Origin of the sequence: Rhodococcus sp. 27YEA6 (assembly GCF_044908235.1) — a bacterium.
Lineage (GTDB): Bacteria > Actinomycetota > Actinomycetes > Mycobacteriales > Mycobacteriaceae > Rhodococcus_F > Rhodococcus_F qingshengii.
In genome coordinates this window covers 25,563-48,711 of record NZ_JBIYCY010000020.1, presented here as the reverse complement: position 1 = coordinate 48,711, position 23,149 = coordinate 25,563, and the positions used below count along the sequence as shown (strand labels likewise).

At 59.9% G+C, this 23,149-nt stretch carries 24 protein-coding genes; 11 read left to right on the top strand and 13 right to left on the bottom strand.

The window, feature by feature from the left end; genetic code table 11:
* Positions 1 to 131: 131 nt before the first annotated feature.
* A complete protein-coding gene (locus ABH939_RS29870; RefSeq protein ID WP_042452503.1) occupies positions 132 to 1,214 on the bottom strand; it encodes a M48 family metallopeptidase in 1,083 nt (360 codons plus the stop codon).
* Between the two features lie 77 nt (positions 1,215 to 1,291).
* Positions 1,292 to 1,495 carry a hypothetical protein gene (locus tag ABH939_RS29865; protein ID WP_003945456.1) on the bottom strand — a complete coding sequence of 68 codons (204 nt, stop codon included), beginning with the start codon at positions 1,493 to 1,495 and terminating at the stop codon, positions 1,292 to 1,294.
* A 145-nt stretch (positions 1,496 to 1,640) separates the two neighbouring features.
* Between ABH939_RS29865 and ABH939_RS29860 the strand changes: the two genes are divergently transcribed.
* Positions 1,641 to 1,796, top strand: coding sequence for a DUF6131 family protein (locus tag ABH939_RS29860; RefSeq protein ID WP_003945912.1), 156 nt, complete (start codon positions 1,641 to 1,643; stop codon positions 1,794 to 1,796).
* On the opposite strand, the gene ABH939_RS29855 is transcribed toward ABH939_RS29860, so the two are convergent.
* The 3 genes from ABH939_RS29855 to ABH939_RS29845 form a co-directional block, all read right to left on the bottom strand.
* Positions 1,790 to 2,968, bottom strand: a complete 1,179-nt coding sequence (locus ABH939_RS29855) for a glutamate--cysteine ligase (RefSeq protein ID WP_064688501.1) — start codon at positions 2,966 to 2,968, stop codon at positions 1,790 to 1,792. The genes ABH939_RS29860 and ABH939_RS29855 overlap by 7 nt on opposite strands.
* A gap of 1,165 nt (positions 2,969 to 4,133) precedes the next feature.
* The gene (locus tag ABH939_RS29850; protein WP_404650598.1) at positions 4,134 to 5,552 is read right to left on the bottom strand and encodes a serine hydrolase; all 1,419 of its coding nucleotides are present in this window, start codon (positions 5,550 to 5,552) and stop codon (positions 4,134 to 4,136) included.
* 184 nt (positions 5,553 to 5,736) lie between these two features.
* Positions 5,737 to 6,624, bottom strand: a complete 888-nt coding sequence (locus tag ABH939_RS29845; RefSeq protein ID WP_047269285.1) for a class I SAM-dependent methyltransferase — start codon at positions 6,622 to 6,624, stop codon at positions 5,737 to 5,739.
* Positions 6,625 to 7,008: 384 nt separating this feature from the next.
* Here ABH939_RS29845 and ABH939_RS29840 point away from each other — a divergent pair, with 384 nt between their 5' ends.
* Complete coding sequence (locus ABH939_RS29840) at positions 7,009 to 7,563, top strand: RNA polymerase subunit sigma (protein ID WP_404650597.1); 555 nt, start codon at positions 7,009 to 7,011, stop codon at positions 7,561 to 7,563.
* A gap of 31 nt (positions 7,564 to 7,594) precedes the next feature.
* Here the strand turns inward: ABH939_RS29840 and ABH939_RS29835 are convergent, their stop codons facing one another.
* Entirely contained in the window at positions 7,595 to 8,404 is an 810-nt protein-coding gene (locus ABH939_RS29835; RefSeq protein WP_404650596.1) for a fumarylacetoacetate hydrolase family protein, read from the bottom strand.
* Positions 8,405 to 8,545: 141 nt separating this feature from the next.
* Between ABH939_RS29835 and ABH939_RS29830 the strand changes: the two genes are divergently transcribed.
* The 4 genes from ABH939_RS29830 to ABH939_RS29815 all read left to right on the top strand — a co-directional run bounded on the left by ABH939_RS29830 (position 8,546) and on the right by ABH939_RS29815 (position 11,668).
* On the top strand, positions 8,546 to 9,265 hold the full coding sequence (locus ABH939_RS29830; RefSeq protein ID WP_047269287.1) for a FadR/GntR family transcriptional regulator: 720 nt from the start codon (positions 8,546 to 8,548) through the stop codon (positions 9,263 to 9,265).
* 251 nt (positions 9,266 to 9,516) lie between these two features.
* Complete coding sequence (locus tag ABH939_RS29825) at positions 9,517 to 10,524, top strand: DUF3500 domain-containing protein (RefSeq protein WP_268959881.1); 1,008 nt, start codon at positions 9,517 to 9,519, stop codon at positions 10,522 to 10,524.
* Positions 10,521 to 10,928, top strand: coding sequence for a nuclear transport factor 2 family protein (locus ABH939_RS29820; protein ID WP_042452483.1), 408 nt, complete (start codon positions 10,521 to 10,523; stop codon positions 10,926 to 10,928). The genes ABH939_RS29825 and ABH939_RS29820 overlap by 4 nt, the downstream gene beginning before the upstream one ends.
* Positions 10,929 to 10,930: 2 nt before the next feature.
* Positions 10,931 to 11,668, top strand: coding sequence for an IclR family transcriptional regulator (locus tag ABH939_RS29815; RefSeq protein ID WP_042452480.1), 738 nt, complete (start codon positions 10,931 to 10,933; stop codon positions 11,666 to 11,668).
* Between the two features lie 113 nt (positions 11,669 to 11,781).
* Here ABH939_RS29815 and ABH939_RS29810 read toward each other — a convergent pair whose 3' ends face one another.
* The gene (locus ABH939_RS29810; protein ID WP_052417058.1) at positions 11,782 to 12,942 is read right to left on the bottom strand and encodes an MFS transporter; all 1,161 of its coding nucleotides are present in this window, start codon (positions 12,940 to 12,942) and stop codon (positions 11,782 to 11,784) included.
* A gap of 257 nt (positions 12,943 to 13,199) precedes the next feature.
* On the opposite strand from ABH939_RS29810, the gene ABH939_RS29805 reads away from it, so the two are divergent.
* The 4 genes from ABH939_RS29805 (at position 13,200) to ABH939_RS29790 (ending at position 17,708) form a co-directional block, all read left to right on the top strand.
* Positions 13,200 to 13,889, top strand: a complete 690-nt coding sequence (locus ABH939_RS29805) for a DAPG hydrolase family protein (RefSeq protein ID WP_007734646.1) — start codon at positions 13,200 to 13,202, stop codon at positions 13,887 to 13,889.
* Between the two features lie 161 nt (positions 13,890 to 14,050).
* Positions 14,051 to 15,649, top strand: coding sequence for a bifunctional 3-(3-hydroxy-phenyl)propionate/3-hydroxycinnamic acid hydroxylase (locus tag ABH939_RS29800; protein ID WP_042920183.1), 1,599 nt, complete (start codon positions 14,051 to 14,053; stop codon positions 15,647 to 15,649).
* 38 nt (positions 15,650 to 15,687) lie between these two features.
* Positions 15,688 to 16,935 (top strand): CaiB/BaiF CoA-transferase family protein, encoded by a 1,248-nt coding sequence (locus tag ABH939_RS29795; protein WP_007734649.1) that lies wholly within the window; start codon positions 15,688 to 15,690, stop codon positions 16,933 to 16,935.
* Between the two features lie 23 nt (positions 16,936 to 16,958).
* Entirely contained in the window at positions 16,959 to 17,708 is a 750-nt protein-coding gene (locus ABH939_RS29790) for an enoyl-CoA hydratase/isomerase family protein (protein ID WP_099696961.1), read from the top strand.
* Between the two features lie 13 nt (positions 17,709 to 17,721).
* Here ABH939_RS29790 and ABH939_RS29785 read toward each other — a convergent pair whose 3' ends face one another.
* The 4 genes from ABH939_RS29785 to ABH939_RS29770 all read right to left on the bottom strand — a co-directional run bounded on the left by ABH939_RS29785 (position 17,722) and on the right by ABH939_RS29770 (position 20,957).
* Positions 17,722 to 18,492: a glucose 1-dehydrogenase gene (locus ABH939_RS29785; protein ID WP_003945779.1), complete on the bottom strand. Its 771-nt coding sequence runs from the start codon at positions 18,490 to 18,492 to the stop codon at positions 17,722 to 17,724.
* Positions 18,489 to 19,076 carry a TetR/AcrR family transcriptional regulator gene (locus ABH939_RS29780; RefSeq protein WP_064688499.1) on the bottom strand — a complete coding sequence of 196 codons (588 nt, stop codon included), beginning with the start codon at positions 19,074 to 19,076 and terminating at the stop codon, positions 18,489 to 18,491. The genes ABH939_RS29785 and ABH939_RS29780 overlap by 4 nt, the downstream gene beginning before the upstream one ends.
* A 51-nt stretch (positions 19,077 to 19,127) precedes the next feature.
* Positions 19,128 to 19,655, bottom strand: a complete 528-nt coding sequence (locus tag ABH939_RS29775) for an SRPBCC family protein (RefSeq protein WP_058037542.1) — start codon at positions 19,653 to 19,655, stop codon at positions 19,128 to 19,130.
* A 114-nt stretch (positions 19,656 to 19,769) separates the two neighbouring features.
* Positions 19,770 to 20,957 (bottom strand): zinc-dependent alcohol dehydrogenase, encoded by a 1,188-nt coding sequence (locus ABH939_RS29770; protein WP_404650595.1) that lies wholly within the window; start codon positions 20,955 to 20,957, stop codon positions 19,770 to 19,772.
* Positions 20,958 to 21,138: 181 nt separating this feature from the next.
* On the opposite strand from ABH939_RS29770, the gene ABH939_RS29765 reads away from it, so the two are divergent.
* Positions 21,139 to 21,285 (top strand): hypothetical protein, encoded by a 147-nt coding sequence (locus ABH939_RS29765; protein ID WP_003945804.1) that lies wholly within the window; start codon positions 21,139 to 21,141, stop codon positions 21,283 to 21,285.
* A 139-nt stretch (positions 21,286 to 21,424) separates the two neighbouring features.
* Here ABH939_RS29765 and ABH939_RS29760 read toward each other — a convergent pair whose 3' ends face one another.
* Together ABH939_RS29760 and ABH939_RS29755 are read right to left on the bottom strand one after the other, a co-directional pair.
* Positions 21,425 to 22,063 (bottom strand): PAS and ANTAR domain-containing protein, encoded by a 639-nt coding sequence (locus tag ABH939_RS29760; protein ID WP_404650594.1) that lies wholly within the window; start codon positions 22,061 to 22,063, stop codon positions 21,425 to 21,427.
* A 168-nt stretch (positions 22,064 to 22,231) separates the two neighbouring features.
* Positions 22,232 to 23,107 carry a haloalkane dehalogenase gene (locus ABH939_RS29755; RefSeq protein ID WP_064074093.1) on the bottom strand — a complete coding sequence of 292 codons (876 nt, stop codon included), beginning with the start codon at positions 23,105 to 23,107 and terminating at the stop codon, positions 22,232 to 22,234.
* Positions 23,108 to 23,149: the final 42 nt, after the last annotated feature.

Here is a 23,149-nt window from a genome sequence, read left to right as displayed (position 1 = left end):
TTCGCACGTTTGTTCGACTGCTGGTACTGTCTGTGAACGTGAGGGTGGTGCAGAGGGAAGCCTGCATCACCTTCACGCCAAGAGCCCGGGACCTGCCGCCGACTGCCTTCGGCGGCAGGTCCCGATTCTGCTTACTCGGCGTCGTCAGTGCCCTTCGACCTGTCGGAACTCTTGCGCCAGTGGGTGAATCGTTCCTTGATGTCCGACGCTACATCGCCGACGCCATTCCCCACGGCGCCCACCGCACCGCCCAATCCGCTACCGATGTCGCGCACCATGCGGATCAAAGGGTCCTCCGACTCGTCGAAGTTCTGCTTGTAGGTCTTGGCCGCATTCTTGAACTCGTCGCTGATCTTCGCTCCGTCGTCATCGCCGCGACGGGGGTAGTTTCCGCGCAGAATCGCGGCGTAGTCTCCGCTGTCCACCCACTTCTTGAGCTCGGCGGCGCGGAGCACCGAGAACGGGTGAGAGAGCAGTTCGATGTTGAGGAGCTTGAGTACACCGTCGCGGAGGTCGCCGCTGGCGTCGTACTCGGCGGCCTGGGCAAGAAACGCGTCGATGTCGATTTCACTGACTCGGGAGCCGCCCGCCAATTTCATCTGGACGCGAATCGCGGTGTGTACGTCCTGCCCGCACAACAGTCCGGCACGATCACCGGACAGTTCTGACTTGCGCTGCCATTCCATGAGGGCGGCGATGATCGCGCGCAATGCCCATCCGCCGACGGGCAGCCATCCGATGGTTCCGGCCAGTCGCATCAAATGCATCAGGATGGTCCGATACACAGCATGACCGGACAGCGCGTGGCCAAGTTCGTGGCCGATGATGAACCGCTGTTCCTCGTAGTTCATCACGTCCAATAGGCCGGTAGTGACCACCATGAACGGCTTGTCCATGCCGATGGTGAAGGCGTTGACCATCGGGGTCTGGAGTACGAACAGCTCGGGTGTCTCGTCGGCCTGCAGGATGTCGACGCAGTCACGGCGCAGGTCGTTCAGGTCGCTGAACTGGCGTTCGTCGACTCGCACCGACGTGGCCAGGTACATGAGGCGGTGCTGACGTTCTTGGAGCAGTCCGGACAGCGTCCGCAGGACAGTGTCGAACCCCCGAAGCGTCCGGAGCGTCACCAATGCAGCCCGATCGGCTGGGTGTTCCCACGCACGCGAGCTGATGTCCGGGAACTCGATTCGGGTGCGATCTGGTGCAGTGGTCATGGTGGCCCCTCACTTCGATGTGTGTCGACTCACCTCCAGGGTAACGACTAGTCGGTTTAGCGTGGATTTCCCGCAGCTCACTCGGTGGGCTGGGGGAGCGTGCAATCGGTGACTTTGGGGTTGACGCCGAAGTAGTTCAGCGGACCCGCGATGACCGTGAGCGCGATGGTCCCGACGCCGGCGCAGTTGGTCGGCGAACTGCTGTAGTAGCCGCGTTGGCCGGCCGCGACGGCCCCGACTATCAGCCAGATCAGAACGATCAGAGTCACAATTCTCATCATGGCGGGCTCGATTCTTCAAATATTATGGTGCCCAGCGAAATACCCGGTCAGAGTGGGTATGAAACGCTCTGCCGACGGGTATCCACGGTGTATGCGGCTCGAGGCGGGCGTATCCGCCCGAGTGAACGCACTGAAGGAGCTTGTGATGATCATCCTCGGCGTGATCCTGCTGATAATCGGTTTCGTGGTGAACATTCCGATCCTGTGGACGATTGGTGTCGTCTTGCTGGTGATCGGAATCATCCTGTACGCGCTGGGCGCGGCCGGGCACGCCATCGGTGGTCGGCGGCATTACTACTGATCCGTTGTCGGCTCGTCGTGCGTATCCGTGCCAGTCGGCGCGGTCGGTACGGTGCGCTGAACGGCACGCGCAATCAGTTCCCGAAGGCAGACCTGGCGCAGCGTTCGCTGTTGCCAGTCGCTGCCGTTGCCTGTGACTGACTTGAGCTGCAGCGCCGACTCCACGCTCGCGTACTCGCCTCCCTCGTCGAGGGAGTCACGGACATGGATCAGGAGCCGGTGCAACAGTTCCGTGGCTGAAATTCTTTGTGAGGTAATCGGATCGATCGACGCTCCCAGGACGCCTTCCTTCGCGGACACCCAGGTTGCGAGGCGGAGGCTCTCGAGGGAAATGTTCGGAGCCTCGATGCCCCGGTCTATCGCGCGTAACGCAGTTGCCACCAGAGCCCGTCCAAGGGTTGCAAGTAGCGCTGCATCCTCTGCTGTCGGTTGAACGTCGCAGACTCGGATCTCGACGGTCGGTAGGTGGCAGGAAGGTCGGATATCCCAGTAGGCCATCCGCTTGTCGAGCATCACGCCGCAATCCACCATCTTCGCAACCGCGGTGTCGAAGTCCCCGGTGGTCTCGAAGTACGGCGGCGGCCCGGCGACTGGCCACCTGGACCATTGGATCGCCCGCCAACTCGCGAAGTCGGTGTCGACTCCTTGGTGGACACGGGAATTGGCGCTCAGTGCCAACAAGGCGGGCAACCAGATGCGCACGTGATTGCAGACCTGCACGGCCTGTACTTGATCAGCGACGCCCACATGGATGTGGCAACCGCAGATGCTTTGTTCGGCAGCGAGGGCGCCGAAGCGTTCGCCCATCCGGCGGTAGCGAGGCGAGTCGCTGATCTCGAAACGCGAAGGCCCCGAAAGCGGTGCGCCGACGGCCAACAGCCTGCAGCCGTTCAACTCGGCAGCTTTTGCCGCGAGCCGACGCATGTCGATCAAGTGGGTTCGGAGTTCGTCGATGCCATGGCACACGGGAGAGTTGGTCTCGACTTGGCAGCGGGACAACTCGAGCTGAAGATCCAACCCCAGTGTCGACGCGGTTTCCGCAACCGCAACATTGTCGGTGGACGGCAACCAGGAGGTCGGGTCGACGAGGATGAATTCTTCTTCGACGCCGACAGTCGGGGTCGTCGATTCGTGGCGGCCAGCGGTGGATTCGGTCGAGCAGGTGGCGCCCATGCTCGCGTCTACCCGGTCGGTCGAAGGCGGAAACCGACCCGAGGAAGCCCCGTTCTCGTCGGGAGAACGGGGCCTGTGGTCGGCCTTGCCAACATCTCGGAAGCGTCAACGAGTCCTTGCACACCGTATGAATCTGGGGACTGGCGTGCCTGGGAAAACGTACTGTGTCGGACTCGGTAAAACGAGACCCCAAGGCATGTCTCACCCCCTATTTCACCCTCGTGTGGACTTGTCCGCACGCCCTTCGCCGAGTCGCGGATCATGACCTGGCGGCCTGCGGTGGTGCAGTCTCGGCTTTATCCGTGGGGCCGCCGTTATCGAGCAGATTCCGAGAATGCGAACCCATCTAAACTAACGTCCAGCATTCGGATGTGGCGTTCTGGCGGAGTGTGTGGGTTCGGTGAGTCAACAGATATTTGATCAGTTAATCGCGTGCACAGCATCCGGAGAAGTTGTGGAACTTTCGAACTGGTATTGCGTTTCACCAGCGCAAATCTTCAGTGGTCATGGGTAAAAGTCAGAAGATGGGAGAAAGTGCCTGGGATTGTGTTGGTACCGGTTCGTTATCGCAGACGAATGTCCACTATGTGCGTGGATGACGACTCTTGAAGGCGGGCAAAACTGCGTGTCAGCTGTGTCGGAGCTTCCTCTGTCTTTGTGTTCTTGGATTGAGAGTTTCACCAGGAATATCTTTCGTGATCGACGCGCCGGGAAATTTTTCTCAAGATTTACCCACTTGCTAATTGGGGAATTCAGCGGGTTGCAGAAGACTGAAATATTGCGGGTGGGAGCTGTTATTTCCGGTGATTTGCCCATATCTTGCTGAGTGGCGTATTTGCGACCGAAGTGTCGCGCGGTCGAGAAATAATGCTTTTCATGCTTTACATTGGAAATTGCAAGATGCACGTTTCATCCTCAGTGTTAAACGAAAGGACGAACGCAATGGGTAGCTTGGAAGATTTCGACATCGCGGCACTTCTTCAGAAGGTCATCGCATTCTTCGACGGATTCTCGTCGGACGAGACCGAGACCCCCACGGGCTAAGACTTAGCGAAGCCGCTGTGCATCCGGATGACACTGGATGTGCAGCGGCTTCTCTGTATCCGGCGCCTTCATCGGCGAAGGCAATGAATCGGCGTGCGTGGTTTCGGCCCGCCACTGGGCACTAACTGGTTGCATCCGTCTGGATCAAGAGCATCGCGTCGTCGACCGGATCGAAGTACAGAGCCGGGTCGGCAACCAGTGCAGCGTCGTCACCATGAGTTTGCATGGTGACAACCCAGGCACGATCGTCTTGTTCCACGTAATAGGCACCCGCGAGGACCCCGATGGAACTGCCGCCCTTGAATCCGCCGTAAGTGAACCATTTCGCGGACTCGTCACTGAGCGCCGGATCCTCGGCGAGAATGTCTCGAACCGGTGCGCCGCTCTCGGTCTTCGCCTTCTCTTGCAACGTGACCAACGCGGCACGCAGGTCGGCGGGCGAGGCGAACCAATCGATGTCGAAAGGCCATGCGGGGGTGGTGAATGCAGACGCCGGGATGTCCACCAGGCCGTCAGGTAGTGCCGCGAGTATCGCTCGACGCTCGTCCGGAGTTCCGTCGCGCCAAGCGATACGTTGTGCGCCTTGGTCACCCCAGCCGAGTTGGAACAGTGCGCGGGTCGGCTTGAGCGGGATGTTGAGCGAAGGATTTGCCATGCCCATCGGGGCGAATTCGGCTTCTACCTGCTCGCGCCCGACAGCGGCGATCAGCATGTCGGTGGCGGTGTTGTCGCTGATCGAGATCATCTTGCCGGCGGTATCTCGGACCGTGACTTCAGTTCCCGATGGCAGGTCCTGCATGGTCCCGCCGGGCATCGATTTGAGGTCGTCGGTGATGGTGAGCTTCTGATCCCAGGAGAGTGTCCCGTTCTGGACGGCCCTCGCGACCGCGCCGAGAACGTACAGCTTGATCGTTGACCCTGTGGGCTGTGGTGAGGTGTCGCCGACATTGAAGACTTCGGCGTTCTTTCCTTCGGTGACCTCGGTGACGGTCAGATTGGTCGGCGCGGGAAGCGCTTTGACAGCTGCCTCGAGTTCTTGCCAAGATGCGGCCGGCACATGAACGTCCTTGGTCGGTGTGATCGCCATTCCGAGGATCAGCCCGTTGCCGTTGCCGTCGACGTCGACGACGACGTTGACGTCGAACGCACCGCCGGTGGTGCTGGTGATGGAAACTGTGCCGTCGGAGTCGCCTCCCCTGTAGTTCACTGTTGTCCAAGGCTGTCCGGCTCGGATGGAGTCGAAGTCCGGAGGTGTCAGGATTACGGGTGCAGTGGGCCCGAAGTGTTCGGCGATTTCTTCCTGGGTCAACGGCGTGCTCGTGTTGAACGCACTGAGAAGCCAGGTGATCTGCTTGCCGACGGAGCTGTCAGGGATCGTGACCGTAGCGGGTGCCGCGGTGGGGGAGGTCTTTGTGCTGTTTTCAGAGGTTTGTGCGGAATCAGTCCCGGAAGTACATGCGGCGAGGGCGAATACCGCTGCGGAGGCAAGTGCTACCAGCGCGAGCGGGCGGCCTTTCCTGCGTGTGTGTTCGAGATTCATGGACTTATTTCATCAGCATCTTCTTCGGCGCGCGTCCGTCTAAGGTGTAGACATACTCAGCCTGAGGTACTGAATCGCTTCATCCTGGAGTACCGTCAACCACTTGTAGTGGTGACACGCGCCTTGCCGCTGGACAAATGGGAGAAAGGCTGCACTCGAAGAACTTTCGTGATGACTGCGAGAGCTAGTTCTTGGTCGCGGCCAAAAAGGACGGTTGCGTTGACAGCGCTGCGATTTCTTCGGGGAGTTCGGGGATCCGACGATCGTACAGTTCTGCCAACTCGACCGAGCTGAAGCGTCGGACAGTCCAATTGTGTTCAGCCAACCACTGGCCCGGATCGGATCGCTTGTCGCTGTAGAACAGTTGCGAAATGTCCAGGTCTCCGAACGGGTCCTTGGCGAAGTACTTGGATCTGATGGCCGCAAGCTTGCTCGGGTCGGTTCCGGCCGGAAAGTCGTTCACCGCCAAGCGACTACCGGTGGCCGAGAGTTCGTCGATCCGCTCGAACAGGGCGTCGTGGGCCGGGCCGGGGAGATAGGCGAGCAGGCCTTCCGCCGACCAGGCTGTGGGTTCGTTCGGGTCGAAACCAGCCTCCTCGAGTGCGGCCGGCCAGTCGTTTCGCAGATCAGTAGGCACAGTGCGTCTATCGGTCTTCGGCTGGGCGTCGTGCGCAGCGAGCACTTCGGCTTTGAACTCCAGCACCTTTGGCTGATCCACTTCGAATACCGTCGATCCTGAGCTCCAATCCAGCCGGTACGCACGCGAATCCAACCCTGCTGCAACGATTACCGCCTGCCTTACTCCGGATTCGGTTGACGACGAGAAGAATTCGTCGAAGAACCTGGTTCGCAACCCCATGAAACCGCCGAAGGGGGTGTCCTCGAGGAGCGTGGGATCTTTCAGAAGAGCTGTGAAATGCGGCTCGGCTGCAGCTTCTACGAACCACGATGCGAACTTGTCTTCGATGATCGCGTCCGGACGGGTGCTCTCCAGTGCTCGGAACGTTGCCACTGCCAGCGCGGTAAGTCCGACGCTACTGACGATGTCCCACGTATCTCCATCGCTCCGCATTGTCTGGGTGTCCTTCCGCTCTTGACGACTGAGCCGAACTCTCTCGACCCTACGCCCGTGTGACCCCTCGTCGCCTGGAACGGAACGGTCGGACTTGGAGCAGCAAATACACGCTGACCGGATCGAAAAGTTCTGCAGTGCAAGGCGTTCGGTTTGAATCAGCATCCTGCCAGGAATTTGCCAGGTCAGTGCCAGTGAGCGGCAAGGATGCAGGACTTCACTGGGGTGTGCCTCAGGGCTGAGAGAGAGCCTCGAGAATCCTTCGGGCAGGGGATTGATCGTGGCATGACCATCCGCCGGAACCACTTCGTGGGACCGTTCGGTTCCAGTTGATCTCTCGGACCGCACAACGAATGTCCCGTCGAGAAAGAGAGATGTGAGCCCATGTTGCAGGAAGGCTCGCTGGATGTATTGGCCGCCGCGGCGCGGAGCGGTAGCCGTGAGTCCATGGCCAGTTTGTATGCGGCGTTTCGTCCGATGGTTGTGCTGCGGTGCCGCGCCGAGCTTGATCAGGCCGTTTCCGATTCCGCCGCGGATGCCGCGTGCGTCGCCGTTCTCACGGCAGTGTGCGACGGATCGGAGACGTATCAGCCTTTTCTACGCGTGCTGTACGCGAGTACAAGCATCGCGATTGCTCGGGCGGCATCCGACGGGTTCAGCGGTGGATCGCTCCCGCCTCCGACAACGCTCCCGATTGTCGAACGCGATGTCCTGGTGTTGCGGCTGATCGTCGGGCTCGATACAAAGGCGACCGCAACGTCGCTTGCCCGTACGACAGACGAGGTGTCGCTCGACCTGCATCGGGCGCTGCGGCGACTGCGAAAGTTGTCTTCTCTGAATGCAATCAGAAAAGTATTGACAGTCACCCGTGAGGTCGGCGAAGGTTGGCACTCTGGCGTCTGTCGAGGGCGATCTGGGGGATCGCCCATCTCGGACTGATGGCTCTCGTGACATGGTGCCTCGTTCTTGCTCAGCCTTCGAATCGAGTATCCCTGGATACCAATGTATTTCGAAGAATACCAAGCTTTTCGACCTCGACCTCGACCTGATCGCCTGGTTGTAGTAGCCATTGGGGTGAGCGTGCGTAGCCGACTCCCGACGGTGTGCCCGTAGCGAGGAGATCGCCGGGGTGCAGTGTGAAGGTCTGAGAGATGTGAGAGAGGGTGTCGCCGACTGTATAGACCATTTCGTCGGTGCGGGCGTCCTGAACGATTTCGCCGTTGACGCGGGTTTGTATTCGCAGGCCGTCGCGCAGGTCGCCGACTTCGCTCGCAGGAACCATCGGTCCTAGTGGGCCGGATCGGTCACCGTTCTTTCCGAGTATCCACTGCGAGGTGAGTTTCTGTGCTCGCCTGCAGGTGAGATCGTTGAACGTCGAGTATCCGACGACAGCTGCAAGGGCCTGGTCGGGAGTGGCGTCGGCAAGCTTTTGCCCAACCCAGGCGACCACCTCTCCTTCCCAGTCGAGACCCTGCTCGTTGGCTGGAACGGGGACATCGGTGTCGCCGACAGTGAGGGAGTTGGGCCACCGGGCGAACAGAGTCGGATAGGCGGGTAGAGGATCTGCGCGGTAGCTCCCCTCTGCGACGTGGGCAAGATAGTTCAGTCCGATGCAGACCACCCTCGCGCCCGGCAGGACCGGTGGAACGAACTCGATGTCGGCTACCGGCAGGTGTGGCCCGGTCGGAGTCGTCGCGAGCTTGCCGGCGGGATCCGACCAGAACTCTTCGAGAGTGCACACGACACTCACGTGGGAGCCGTCCTCGGACAGTCGAGCCACCTGAACTCCACGATCGGGTTGCTGAATCCCAACGATTTTCATCAGTTGCCTTTCAGGTTCGAATTAAACCTATAAACCTTCGGAGGTTTATGGTTTCATAGGACTATGCCTCACGACACCCCAGATGGACAAGGCGGACGCATGCCCCGGATTTCTGTTGCGCCGAGTGACCCGATTTCTGTGCTGTCCAAAGCGGTGGGGAGGGGGACCCGAGCCGAGCAGTTGGCGGCGGCGATCGACAGCCGGATTCGGGAGCAGAACCTGGAGCCCGGTGCGCCAATCGGCACGCTGGAATCGCTTCGCGGCGAGACCGGATTTGCATATTCGACTGTCAGCGAAGCGGTTCGACTGCTTCGTGATCGGGGAGTGCTGGAGATCCGCCAGGGGCGAGGTGGCGGCTTATTTGTCGCAGAGAAAAGCCCGGCGGTTCGCTTGCGCCATACGTTGCTGAGTGTCAGCGAGGGGGCCTCGGTCGTCGCGGATGCCATCGAGTTGCGTGATCACCTCGAAATCTTGATCGACACTGCTGCGGCTCGGCATCGAAGCCGGGCCGACATCGCCGACTTGGGGGCACACCTGAAGCGGATGGAATCCGCCCCCGACTGGGACACCTTCCTCCGAGCGAACTGGGCCTTGCACGAGCGAATCGCGACGATCGTTCCCAATGACCTTGCGCGATCGGTCTATATCGGCACTCTGGGCCCGCTGCACGGCACGGCCACCGAGTTCGACAACGAGCGTGACGCAGCGGGCTACCGCACCGAGAGGTTTCACATCCACGTCGAACTTGTCGACGCAATCTCCGCCGGCGATGTGGCTGCAGTACGTGCGGCCGTCGTACGGCACAACACTCCAGTCTGAAAGGACGATTCATGTCCGGTGAGTTCCGCTCACATCTGTTTCCTCACGACCATCGCCGACTATCGAGTGTTCGAGGTTTGGATCCCTACGCCTATCGCGATGTGTCAAGGCGGCCTGGGACCTTTACCGGTGATCTCGTTGAGGGATGGAAGCCGCTATATCTCAACGAATTTCGAGGAGTCACCGAAAACGGCACGATCACGGACGGGCTTTACCCTTTGACAGCCGTCACGCACGGTGAAGAGGCTCCGGTGGATGAAATGGTGGATGCTGCGAGAGATCTACTTGCGGAGTTGAGTGACGCCGATCGCTCCAGGATCAGTTATCCGATCGATGCTGTCGAGTGGCAGACGTGGGCGAACCCCGAGTTCATGCAGTTCGACACCGGAGTACGACTCGAGTTCCAATCGCAACGTGTTCGACAGTTGGCTTTGCGATTGGTCGAGGCCTCGCTGAGCCCCGAAGGTTTCCGAATCGTCCGAAACATGATGTTGATCAATGGTTTTCTCGGCGAGGTTGTCGGATTGGAGACGATACTCAACGAATTCAGTTACAACGTCGCTCTGTACGGTGAACCGAGTGTCGTCTCGCCGTGGGGATGGCAATTGTACGGTCACCACTGCGCGGTCAACTGTCTGATCATCGGCGGGCGGATGGTTGTGAGTCCGGTCTTTCTCGGCGCGGAACCCAACGAGATAGACGATGGTCCCCACGCCGGCATCGAATCATTCACTGGTCGAATCGAACTCGGTATAGAACTGATGGCCGCACTCACTGACGACCAGCGGCGTGAGGCCACTGTATACGGGCTGATGAACGATCCGGCCATGCCTCCCGGGCGAGTACACCCCGGGGATGAGCGGCACCTCGCCGGAGCGTTTCAGGACAACCGAGTGATTCCCTTCGAAGGCATTCCCGTCGATCAGATGGACACGCGTGCCAGACAACTAGTGCTCGCGATCGCCGAACAGTTCGTGGCATTGTTGCCCGCGGGACCTCGGACTGCTCGTCTGCGCGAGATCGAAGAGCACCTGGACCGGACATGGTTCTGCTGGATCGGCGGGCACCGCCCTGGAGACGTCTTCTACTACCGCATCCAATCCCCGGTCTTGATAGCTGAACTGGATCACCACTGCGGTGTCTTCCTCGACTACGACACTCCTCAGCCCTTCCATATTCACACGGTGATGCGCACTCCGCATGGCAACGATTACGGACGTTCCTACGTTCGACAGTGGCAAGAGCAGACGGAATCGTGACCTGCAGTCAGCTCCAGGGAGTCGTCTCGGCCAGACACTGGATTTCGAACCTACTTCACACGTACGTCGACTTTGCGGACCGCAAAGACGTCGACGGTGCTGTGGGGCTCCTGGCTTCTGCCCGGGTTAGCTTCCCCGGGACGGGTTTCGATCATCCGGACGATGCGGAGAAGTTCTTCGCAGAATTGTGGAAATCACCTGTCGCACATCGCCATGACGTCAGCAACCTCGTGGTGCTCGCCGGGTCTGGCCCCCGAGTGTGGAAAGCTCACGCGCACTACACTCGGTGGGTGTTCGAACCCGATCCCTCGGTGCACACCCTCGGTGAATACACGATGGTTGTCGACGAACGAGACTGGAGCATCATCGAACTTGCGGTAACCAGGACCTGGACGAGGAGTTAGTCGTGGCGAACATAGGCAGGGCCACGGTGATTCTGGATTCGATCGCCGAGAGTCGCTGGCCGATGACGCTGACAGACCTCGCAACCCGCACCGGACTTCCACGTTCGACGGTGCACCGAGTTATTCAAGCTCTCGAACGTGAGTTGTACGTGGTCCGAGTTCCGGACAGATCCGGATACATCTTGGGCCCCGGCTTACTCAAGTTCGGGATGAATGCTCACCTACGGCTACTCTCGGCCAATCGATCTCAGCTGGCGACGTTGGCTCGTACCGTCAACGAGAACGTGGAGTTGGCGATCTTCAGTGGTCGCGAGGTTGTCGTCGTCGATCAGATTGCCTCACCGGAAAGGCTCAGAGGCGTCACCAAGGTCGGCAAGAGCTTTTCGCTGCATGCGAGTTGTATAGGGAAGGCCATGCTTGCTCAGTTGCCGGAGGAGCAGGCAGTTGCGTTGTTGTCACCGGTTCTACCGCGATTTACGGATAAGACGATCACCGAACGGGCGGCGCTGCTGGCGGAACTGGCGGAGGTGCGTCGCTCCCACGTCTCCGTCGACATCGAGGAGCACGACGTAGGGATCTGCGCCGTGGCTACTGCAATGATCGGACCGACTGGCGCGCTTCAAGCGATCGCCATCGTCATTCCGTCCGGGCGGTTCAAAGCGAAGAAGGAACTCGCGGTCGAAGGTCTCAAAGTGGTGAACAGTCAGGTGGATCTGGGTTTGTCGCGAGCGCAATTCTGAATGCGACTGCCTGAGAGCTTCTTCTGTGTGCTCCCATGACTTTTGCAGATCGCGCGAATCAGTTCCCGGCTCCTACTGGGAGGTCGGGAACTGATTCGTGATCAGTGGTATCCCTACCGTCTGATGCGCCTATCTGCAAAACAGAGTGCACAGACCGCGACCAAGCACACTGCCGCGGCACCCGCGAACGTACTGAACAATCCGACGGCTCCACCCGACGCAATGGAGGTACCGCCGATTACCGGGCCTAAGAACGCCCCGACGAATGATGTCCCGTTCGACCAACCAAGGGCAGTTGCTCGTGCAGGCAACGGGTAGACATCGGCTGTGGTCGTGTGCACCAGATTCATCGTGGAATGGCCGCCGATGCCCATCAGTGCCACACAAATCATGGTCCCCGTCAACGATGTCGGCAGATAGACCATTCCGAGAAGTCCGACGAGCGTGCACGCGCTGGTGGCTACCGCTACAACTGAGGCCCCGCGGCGGTCGGCCGCCCACGCACTGGCAAAGGAACCGATTACTGCGGCACCGGTCAGAGTAAAGGTGATCACAAGAGCAGTGTTCAGCGTGTACCCCAAGTCAATAATCGACTGCGCTGCCCACACGTTGAGTCCCTGCCACGCAACCATGTTGGAGATTGCGCATACCGCGACAACCAGTGCGATTGTGGACCCGCGGCCGGTGAACAGTGCGGCAATCTTTTGCCGACCAGACCATAAACGCCCCGCCACCTCCTGGGGAGTGTCGGTCGGGATGTCGATTATCACGACGGCGGCGAGGATCACCAGAGCCGTACATGCACCGATGAAGAACATCGGGCGCCATCCGAGCGCAGGAAGCACTGGAATCGCGAGCAGTGACGCGACGACGCCGCCGAGTGGGATACCTGCCATTGTGATCGTGACGACCAACGACGCCCGTGACGATGCCGCACTGTTGCGAGCGACTGTCATCGCGGTGGTGAGCGCGCCGCCCACGCCGAATCCAGTGACAAATCGACCCACTGCGAGCATGACGATGCTGATCGACGCTCCGGTGATCACGGCTCCGAAAGCGAACAGTGCGATGGCAACAATGAGAACCCACTTTCGACCGGAGCGCTCGGCAGCGAGAGGGGCCAGTACTGATCCGGCGATGGCTCCGATATAGACGAGCCCGCCGACCAGCCCTGCTTGTTGATCGGTTATGCGCAGGTACGAGTCTTCCAACAGCAACGGAATAACAGATCCGTAGACGATCAGGTTGAATCCCTCGATCACGGTGATAACCATGCACAACCCGATGACTGCGGGGTGGGATCGAGTCTCCCCACGTTCATCGGTTCGCGCGGGTGCATTGAGATGCATGTGTTGTCTCTCCAGACAGTGAGCCCGATTCGGGCGGTCGATGTGATGCGTGCCATCGTCCGATGTCGACTTCTCGGGCGTAACCGTTTAGTCCCGGAAACCGGGACAAATGGGGTGACGCGCAGCACATCTGGCTCATACCTTCAGCTCGTTGGAAAAACTCGATCCGAGGAGCTGAATCAATGGACCTGTCAGAAGTCACCGCTCTACTAGATCCGAAGCCTCTGCAATTGGAGATGGGATACGAGCGACTGCCATCTGGAGGGCTGCACGTCGCAGTCCGTACGGATATGCACGGTTGCACCGGCGAGATGCTCGAATGGTGGGTCCGCTGGCGTTGCGACACACAGAAATACATCTGGTGGCATCCCATTGACCACACGTACAGCAGTTGGCAGGGTAATCTCTCGGACGACACTCATATCGGCAGCGAGCACGTCGTCACCGAATACTTCTCGGGGCAGCCGGCCGATGATCTGGTCATCCAATTTCGGGATCCGTCCGAGTTCTTCGACGAAGACGCCTATTCCAGAGCAAGAGAATCCGGCGCTGTGTCCGGAGTGGTTGTCGGACGATTGGGGGTCACCCACAATCCACCTCGTCTCCCGGACGGGCGCGTGCTCGGCGGCAGGCTGCTGCACATCGCTCGCGATACCGAGTGGGGGATGGCCCTGCGAAGTCACTTCTTCATCGGACACGATCTCGAGACACTCGGGCAAACCGCGGAACAGATTGCGGCACAAGCAACTGTGGAGTTCGCTCAAGGACTCCTGCAGCACGCGTACGACGAGTTCACATTTTTGTCTCGTTTCCTGCCGTCGCTCTACGTAGCCGAAAACCGGGACGTATCTCCGCCGCGAGCACCGTGGTGACGGCAGTTGTCTCGGTGCCCGCCAGGGTCGTGCAGCCGTTTCAGGCGGCACCGAGAATTTTGGCTCGTCCCGATTTCCGGGACCTGATCCGTGACAAAAGGAATTAACGAACCGATCCTTGTTCTCAACATCAAAGCTATTTCACCAGAACGGAATTCGCTGTGCAGAGTGTCAACGCCGAAGCAACGAGGATAGCTGCTGACGTGATGATCGTCGGTTTCGGGCCGGTGGGGAAGCTTCTCGCCGTCAAACTCGCTCGGAAGGGCCACGATGTCGTCGTCGTGGATCGAAATGAAGTCGGATACCCTCTGCCGCGAGCAGTAACCCATTGCGCCGATTTCGCGCGAATCCTGCAGTCGGTCGGGCTGGCGCCGGACACCATTCCCGAGATAACCGAACCTTATGACGACATGTATGTGTGGCGAAACGGTGACGGGCGGACACTGGTGGAGGTCGACTGGAGTGGTAAAGGTGAATCCGGTTGGTACAACACCTATTTCTTCAGTCAGCCCGCATTGGAAGAGGCCTTGGACGCCATTGTCGCCGGGTTGTCCAATATTCGGGTGATGAGGGGGTGGGAAGCGGTGGCATTGACGCAGAATTCGGCACTGGCAACAGTAGTCGTCCAATCCGTGGACAGCGGTAGGTGTGTCGCCGTCGATGCGCAGTGGATTGTCGGTGCAGACGGGGCGAACAGTCGCGTTCGTCAATGGGCCGAAATCGACTGGCACGACGAGGGGTACTTCTACGATTGGTTGGTTGTGGACGTCAAACCTTCGGGCGGAACCAGTTTTCCGAACGTTGCCGCGCAGAATTGCGACTACCGACGCCCTTCCACGATGGTTCCCGGTGGTCCGGGCCGCCGTCGCTGGGAGTTCATGCGACTGCCGGAAGAGAGTCGAGAATCCCTTCAGCGCGAAGACACGGCATGGGAACTGCTCGAGCCGTATGGGCTGACCCCTGACAATGCAATCCTTGAACGGCATTCCGTGTACACGTTTCAGGCTTGCTGGGCGACGCGATGGCGACAAGGACGCGTGTTGCTCGCCGGCGATTCCGCGCATCTTATGCCGCCGTTCGCCGGACAAGGCCTGGGTGCTGGTGTCCGTGACGTGATGAATTTGTCGTGGAAGCTCGATGCGGTGTTGCGTTCGGCAGCGGACGACCACCTGCTCGATACATATGGAACAGAACGACTAAGGCACGCACAAGCTTTTGTGCAGTTCTCGACCGAACTAGGTCAAGTCATCTGCATGTCCGACCCGCAGCAAGCTGCTGAACGTGATGCCCGCATGGTGGCGAACTGGACTGCGGGAATGAAGCCTCCTGCTCCGCCACGACCAGGGCTCGGCCCAGGGATACATGTCGGGACTGCCGGTGGCAGTCTGGCTTTACAAGGTCAGGTTCGAGTCGGAGATGGCGAAGTTGCCAAGTTCGACGATGCGTTCGATGGGCCAGGGGCTTTGATTTCACGCACATCGGCCGCGCTGCGAGAAGTTCCGGAGGCGACGCGAACAGCTTTGGCGACGTTGGGGATCGACCTCGTAGCGCTCGGAGGTGCCGAATCGGCGGGCGTGACCGTTGTCGACGACGTCGACCTCACCTACACGCGCTGGCTCGACGATCAGGACGCAGATGTCGTTCTGGTCAGACCGGATTTTCACGTCTACGGCGTTGCTGGAACGCACCAGGCAACCGAGCTGGCAGCAGGTTTTCTACACAGGTTGCGTGTGCCGGAACCTGCTCGGACGCTTGCCTGACAGCGCGACCGCCACATCGACTATCGACAGGAAGTTACATGTTCAACTCAGTGACCGACGACATCGATTCGGTCGAATCATCTTCGGAACAATCCGGATCCGATGTTCGAAGAGGGCCCTTGGCAGGCATAGTCGTTGCAGACCTCACGCGCGCACTCGCGGGACCTCACGCTTCAATGATGTTCGGCGACCTGGGGGCGACGGTCATCAAGATCGAGACACCCGGTACCGGCGACGATACGCGCGGCTGGGGGCCACCTTTCATGGAACCTGCAGGTGCACAGCGAGAATCGACATACTTCTTGTCCACGAATCGAAACAAGAAGTCAGTCGTACTCGATCTGAAATCTGAAGAGGGTCTTGCACTACTGGAATCCCTTGTCTCACGCGCCGACGTTCTGATGGAGAATTTTCGGACCGGCGTCCTCGATCGTTTGGGGCTTACCGCCGAACGACTTTCGGAGCTGAATCCGCGGCTCGTCGTGCTGTCCATCAGCGGATTCGGTCACGACGGACCGGAAGGCGGACGTGCGGGGTACGACCAAATCGCACAAGGGGAGGCGGGTCTGATGTCGCTGACAGGTTCGGGTCCCAACGACTTCCAAAAGGTCGGAACTCCGATAGCCGACCTACTGGCAGGGATGTACGGCGCATTCGGTGTACTCGCGGCACTGCAGGAGCGAGCGCGAACCGGCGTTGGGCAGACGGTACGAACCTCTTTGCTGGCCGGCATAGTAGGTATCCACGCCTTCCAAGGAACTCGATTTACCGTCGCTGGTGAAACTGGTAAGGCACAAGGGAATCACCATCCGTCGATCTGCCCCTACGGGCTCTTTCCGACAGCTGACGGCGTAGTTCAGATTGCGGTTGGTAGTGAAGGACTTTGGAAGCGGTTCTGCTCGGGCTTCGGGTTGGCCCCAGATGCCCCCGGGATGGAAGACAACTCCGAACGAGTTCGAAACAGTAAGGCGGTCCGCCAGCTTATCGAAAGCATTTTTTCGAAGTATGGCACGGACGAGCTGCTGCTCGAGCTGGACCGCACGGGTATTCCGGCGGGACGTGTTCGTGGAATCGACGAGGTGTACCGCTGGGAACAGACTCGTTCGCAGGGGTTGATGGTCGAAGTCGAACACGAAAGCCTAGGTCGGATAACGCTTCCTGGACCCCCACTCCGGTTCTTCTCTGTGGACGGCATGGAGGTCACGAAGAACTGTCACTCGGCTCCACCGCTTCTCGGTGCAGACAACGCTGTTATCACCGGTTGGCTCAGCGAAGCACGCCGATGAGACAGACATCGATGGTTTCTGCTATGAGGCCGAGCCGGCGCGACTCCGGCATGGTCGATGTGACGTTCGACGGCCCAATCGCGACGGTGACGATCGGCACAGGCCGTCGTCGAAACGCTTTGAACGGTGATGCTTGGAAAGATCTCGCGCATCAGATCATTGGCGTCTCGACCCACGCATCGCTCGGTGTTGTCGTCCTTCGCGGCGTCGGCGATACCTTCTGCGCCGGGTCCGATGTCACCGAGTGGGTTGGTGCCTGTGCCGAGGACGTGGAGGAGTCGTTCGCGCAAATGGAGGCAGCCTTCCGCGCTATCGAAATTTGTCCCGTTCCTGTCATCGCACAGATTTCCGGCGTAGCAGCTGGAGCAGGGTGTCAGTTGGCACTCGCGTGCGATATTCGAGTCGTGGCGACTTCCGCCAGAATCGGAATGCCTATTGCGCGTCTCGGGATTCGACCCAGTCCGGCATTCGCGGCGCGCCTTGTCCGTGTTGTGGGACCGGCTGTGGCCGCTGAACTGCACTACACCGGACGGCTGGTGAAGGGACCGGACGCGGTAACAACAGGTTTGGCGAATCGGTGTGTGTACGGCGAGCTCCTCGCGTCGACTGTTCGGGATTTGGTAGAGGAGATTGTTCGCCAGCCGACATCAGCCGTGCGTGCGGCGAAGGAGGCATTGATTGCTGTTACCGGCCCTCCTCCTCACCACACCCTCGGTCCGGCCGTGAATTTGCGCGACCTCCAACTTGGCATCGCGCAAATTCTGCATACGTGAGTCTGCAAGGCTGTTACTGGCCGGCGATGTATTCGATCGACGGGCCGGCAGTCCAACCGCCGTCGACGGCGATCTCGGAACCCGTTGTGTACGAGGCATCGTCGGAAAGCAGGTAGGTGACCGCGCCGACCAACTCCTCCGGGCGACCGACACGGCGATACGGATTGTTGGGGAATGCGCCCTCTTCGAGGCTGATACCCGTCGGTGCAGTCATGGGCGTCAGGACCATGCCGGGGTGAACCGAGTTGACCCGGATCTTGTCGCGGCCGAGTTCGACGGCGGCGATCTTGCTCAGCCCACGCACGCCCCACTTGGCTGCGCCGTAACCGCTGGTCAGGGCCATGCCCATCAGGCCGGCGGCCGAGGAGATGTTCACGATGGATCCGCCGCCGGCTGCCTTCATGAACGGCACCACCGTGTGGATACCGGTGTGCACGGACACCAGGTTGATCTGGATGATGCGCTGGAACGTCTCGAGTGGTTCCTCGGCGACTGTCTGGCCGGACGCCGAGATTCCGGCGTTGTTGACCAAACCGTTGATCGCGCCGAACTCGGATACCGCGTACTCGGCGGCGGACTTCCAAGACGCTGGATCGGTGACGTCGAGGTGAACGTAACGCGCTGCGTCGCCGAGAGATTCGGCCACTGCTCGACCGTCGTCGTCGAGTAGGTCGCCGATGACGACGCGGCCGTTGCCCGCGACGATGCCGCGGGCAAACGCCTCGCCCAGGCCGCGTGCGCCGCCGGTGACGAGAACGATTTTTCCGGAGAGATCCTGAGTCATGATTGTTCCTTACCTGTAGGTGTTACGAGATATGGCTTCGAGAACGCCCCGAGCGCGCGGGTGATGGCCTCGGGTGCGGGCGTCCGGAGGTCTGCCATCTCACGCAGTGCGGCGACTACCGCAAGTGTTGCCTGGCCCGAAGCCGCTGTGGTGTCGAGCGAGGTTTCCGGACGGTCGATCAGGCGTGCGACTTCTGGGCGGATCAGTTCCATCGTCTCGAAAGTTGCTGATTCCCAAACTCTCCGGAGTGCCGCATCACCGAAGATGATGGGCATCAGTGACCGGGTCATCGGCTCGAAGGACTCGCCGACCGATGCGATAAAGGCATTCTTCACAGCCGCTGCGAGCCCGAATTCGCGGGCTTGCGCGCTGAGTGCGGTGGCCAGACTGCGGTTTCCCTCGTCGAGCATCGGCCAGATGCTCTCCTCTTTGGTGGCGAAGCAACGGTAGAACGTTCGCTCGGAGATTTCTGCCCGCTCGGCGAGCTCCGCGATGGTCGTCGAAGTGTCGCCGCGTTCGACGAAAGCGGCAGCACAACTCTGCGAGACGCGGAGAAGTAGTGCAGTGCGGCGGGCTGTTGCCATATCCGCACTGTACCAAAAGTGGCAGAAACTGCCACAAATGGTGTCGGCCGGTCAGCCGACGTTACCTTCGATTCCGGAAACCTCCTGCTCAACTGCGTTCTTGAGGTTCAGGAGCGTCTTGCGGATGTTGCCGCGCTGAAAGTCGGCGAAGGTCTTTCCTCCGGTGGCAATTTTGTCGAACATGTCGGCGGCGAAGTCCGGCCAGCCGCGCCTGTCGTCGGTCCACGTTTCGGTAACTCGGGTTCCGTCGGGCACCGGCGAGAATCGGTACTGCCAGGTTGCGATAGAGGCGGGGATCCGGGGAGTACCGAGGCCGATCTTGTGAACACGGAATTCGAAGAGCTTCCCGGCCTCGGCAGCGGTGACTGTGCATCGCGTGGTCCACTGCGCGCGCCCACGCTTGTTGTGCCCGTCGAACTCCATGCCCAGGAAAGCGCTTTCGCGGTCTCCCCGCAAGGTTGCGCCTATGTTTTCGGGACTCCAGGCACCCATACGAGTGGGATCGCTGATGACCTCGTAGAGGGAAAGCGCGTGGGAGCTGACGACGATGCTGTCGGAGACGGTAAGTTCGCGAGCCATTTCGGTTTCAGGTTCTTTCTGTCGAGCGTGTGTGAGGTGTGAGTATGACGATCGGTGGTTTCGCGAACAAGATGCGGACGTGGCGGATGAACCGTCGAACTGATCGGCGTTGAACTACAGGTGCGGTTTCAGTTGGATCTTGACCGCGCCTTCCTGCTTCTTCTGGAAGATCTCGTAGGCGTGTGGCGCCTCCTCGAGCGGCAGCTGATGGGTGGAAAAGGTGTCGACGCCGAGTGGGTCGTCGTCAGTGAGCAGGGGCATGATGTCCTCTACCCACTTCTTGACGTTCGCCTGGCCCATCCTGAGCTGAATCTGCTTGTCGAACATGGTCATCAGCGGCAGCGGATCGACCATTCCGCCGTAGACACCGATCAAAGAAATGGTTCCGCCGCGCCGAACGATGTCGATGGCCGAATAGACAGCGCCAAGGCGATCGATTCCTGCGTTACGCATCGCAGGCGCGGCAAGAGCATCGGGAAGGAGTCCGACGAACTGCTGCGCGAGCTTTCCGATCGGAGACCCGTGCGCTTCCATACCGACAGCGTCGATCACCGAATCGGTTCCGCGGCCGTTTGTCGCGTCTCTGATGGCATCGCCGATCTTGCTGCCGTAGTCGTCCAGGTTGAGGGTCTCGATACCGCGTTCGGCAAGGCGCGCAAGGCGTTCGGGTACACGGTCCACACCGATTACTCGAAACCCCTTGTGGTGGGCGATACGAGCCGCCATGTCACCGATCGGTCCGAGGCCGAGGATTGTCACGGACCCACCCGGCGGAATGTCGGCGTATTCGACCGACTGCCAAGCGGTGGGGAGCACGTCGGAGAGGTAGACGAATCGCGAATCCGCGGGACCTTCGGGAACTTTGATGTGTGTGAAATGTGCTTGCGGTACTCGGAGGTACTCAGCCTGCCCGCCGGGCACCGAGCCGTAGAGCTCGGAGAAGCCGAACAATGCTGCGCCCGTTCCCTGATCGCGGACCTGCGTCGTCTCGCACTGTGTGTAGAGGCTCGAATCGCACATGAAACAGTTGCCACACGAGATCTGGAACGGAATCACGACGCGGTCACCTATCTCGAGATTCGTGACTTCCGAACCGACTTCTTCGACGATTCCCATCGGTTCATGGCCGAGAATGTCGCCGGCATTCATGAACGCACCCAGAGTCTCGTACAGGTGCAGATCGGATCCGCAGATATTCGTCGTGGTGACCTTGATGATTGCGTCGGTGGGTTCGACGATCTTCGGGTCCGGAACCGTATCGACGCTTACTTTCCGTTTGCCTTGCCAAGTCACTGCGCGCACTGGGATCGACCTCTCATCGTGGAAATGCTGTTCGCAGTCACCTGCCCGAAAGCACTGAAATGCAAACAAAATCGGTGAGGGTTGCGAGAAGTCCTGAGCGCGTTAGATTGAGATGGAGCTGGGTCCCGGTCTCTTTGCGCCGGCTCCAGGACCGAGACGACGAGATGATGAGGACGATCGCATGACCGACAAAGACGACAACGACCAGTCGCCCAAGGGCGGGCACCCAGGACCCGTGGACAAGGGCGGCGACGGGGGAATGGCAACGCGAGAACAGGCGCCTGAACTGGTCGAGGAGACCTCCGACGAGAAGTCTGACGACGAGTAGTTTCCTTTTACTCCGCGTTGGGTAACAACGGGGATAGGCCGCATCGGACCGTCCCGGAATCAATGCGGGCGAGGTTCCTCGAGGTTGAGCAGCCAGCCACGGGAACCGCCTTAAGCAGATCCCTCAACCCTGTTGTCATTCAACCCTGTAACAGCACGTGATCGAATCGGGTCCGCAGTAGTGTCGGGACCCGGAAGTCGTCAAGCGTTCGAACTATCAACTGTTCGGCAACATCCCGGAGTTTCACGTTGGTCTCTTGAGAACGCCACACGAGGATGTCGAAGGCGAGATCGGCCGAAATGCCGTAGATCACCATGAGCATGCCTTTGGCTTGCTCGATTACTCCGCGAGAAGCGGTGATTTCGTTGACCAGCACGTCGACAGACGCTTTCACCGTACTGTCGAGGGTTTCGGTGACGTCGATGTAGAAGCCTGAGCTGCCGACCACGGCACCCGACTCGTCCACGACGCTGTCGCCGACGACGATTACCGAGTGAGTGTCCCCTGCAGTGTCGATGATGCGGTGGCGGCTGCTGAACGGTCCGCCTGAAGTGCGGATGGCGTGCAGTGTTTGAGCAACGTGTCTTCGGTCGTCGGGATGCTTGTGCGAGAGCATCAATTCTGTCGTCGGAGCTACTTGGTCGGGTTCGTATCCGTGAATCCGTGCAACTTCGTCCGACCACTCCCACCGATCGCCGTTGCGGTGATAGAGAAAGCCGCCCACCCGGTGTGGAGCCCCCGATCCTGACGTTCGCCCCAACCCGTCCTCGTTCACCACACACGCCCCCTCGTTCTCGACCTCGTCCCAACCGGCGTACTCGCCAGTTAGTTATATCGGACAAATCCGGCGGAGGTGGTGTCGGTCCCATATTTCGGAGCATCGTCTGGATCGCTACCGCATGGGTCGGGGAAACCGGCCCTCAGAGTACTTGGCGACGGTCCCACGTCACTCGCGGTTGAAACAGTGTTGCCGCTGTGTCCATTCGGTGATCGCCGCCGCGATGGCCGCAGGCTGATCCTCGGGGGCGAGATGTCCTGCGGGACCGCACTGTTCCACCTCGAGATTTGCGATATTCGATCGGCTCCACGTGACTTCGTCAGGTCCGATCATGAGAAGTTCTGCGGGGCCGCTGAAGGTGAGAAGAAGTTTGGGTACGTCGGTGCTTTCTGCGAGCCAATCGCTGTACGCCGCCACACGTGCATTCACGTCACCGGGAGTTCCTTCGATGGGGAAGGATCGTGGCCACTCGAGAAGGGGTCGGCGACTCTCTCGTGACGGATAAGGGGAGCGATAGGCCTCGGCATCGGTTTCGGTCATTTCACCGAGAACCGTTCTGTGAAGCGCTATTTCGAGAAAGAAGTTCTCGTCGAGTACCTTCGTCTCTCCTGTGTCGGAGTCCCTCAGAGCTTCCACCCGTGCCCGTGCCTCTCCTGGGAAGTGTTCGTCCCAGGTCATCGGACGAAGGATCGTTTCGAAGAAGGCCACACCTCGGACGCGATCGGGGTGGCGGGCAGCCCAGTCCAGTGCAAGCGCCCCGCCCCAGTCGTGTCCGACGAGTACGACGTCGTCGAGTTCCATCTGGTCGAACCAGGCGTCGAGGTAGCGGGCGGTGTCGAGGAAGCCATAGTTGATTGGCGGTTTGCCTGACCGCCCCATTCCGATGAGGTCAGGGGCAAGTGCGTGGCCCAGATTTCCTATCTGCGGCAGGATGTTTCGCCACAAGTGCGAGGATGTGGGGTTTCCGTGGATGAGTACGAAGGGTGGTCCTTCACCGCGCGAGCGGTAGGCCATGGTCGAGTCGAGCACGGGAATTGTGGGCATTGCGACTCCTCAAATAGTTTCCATATACTCTAATTGAGATAG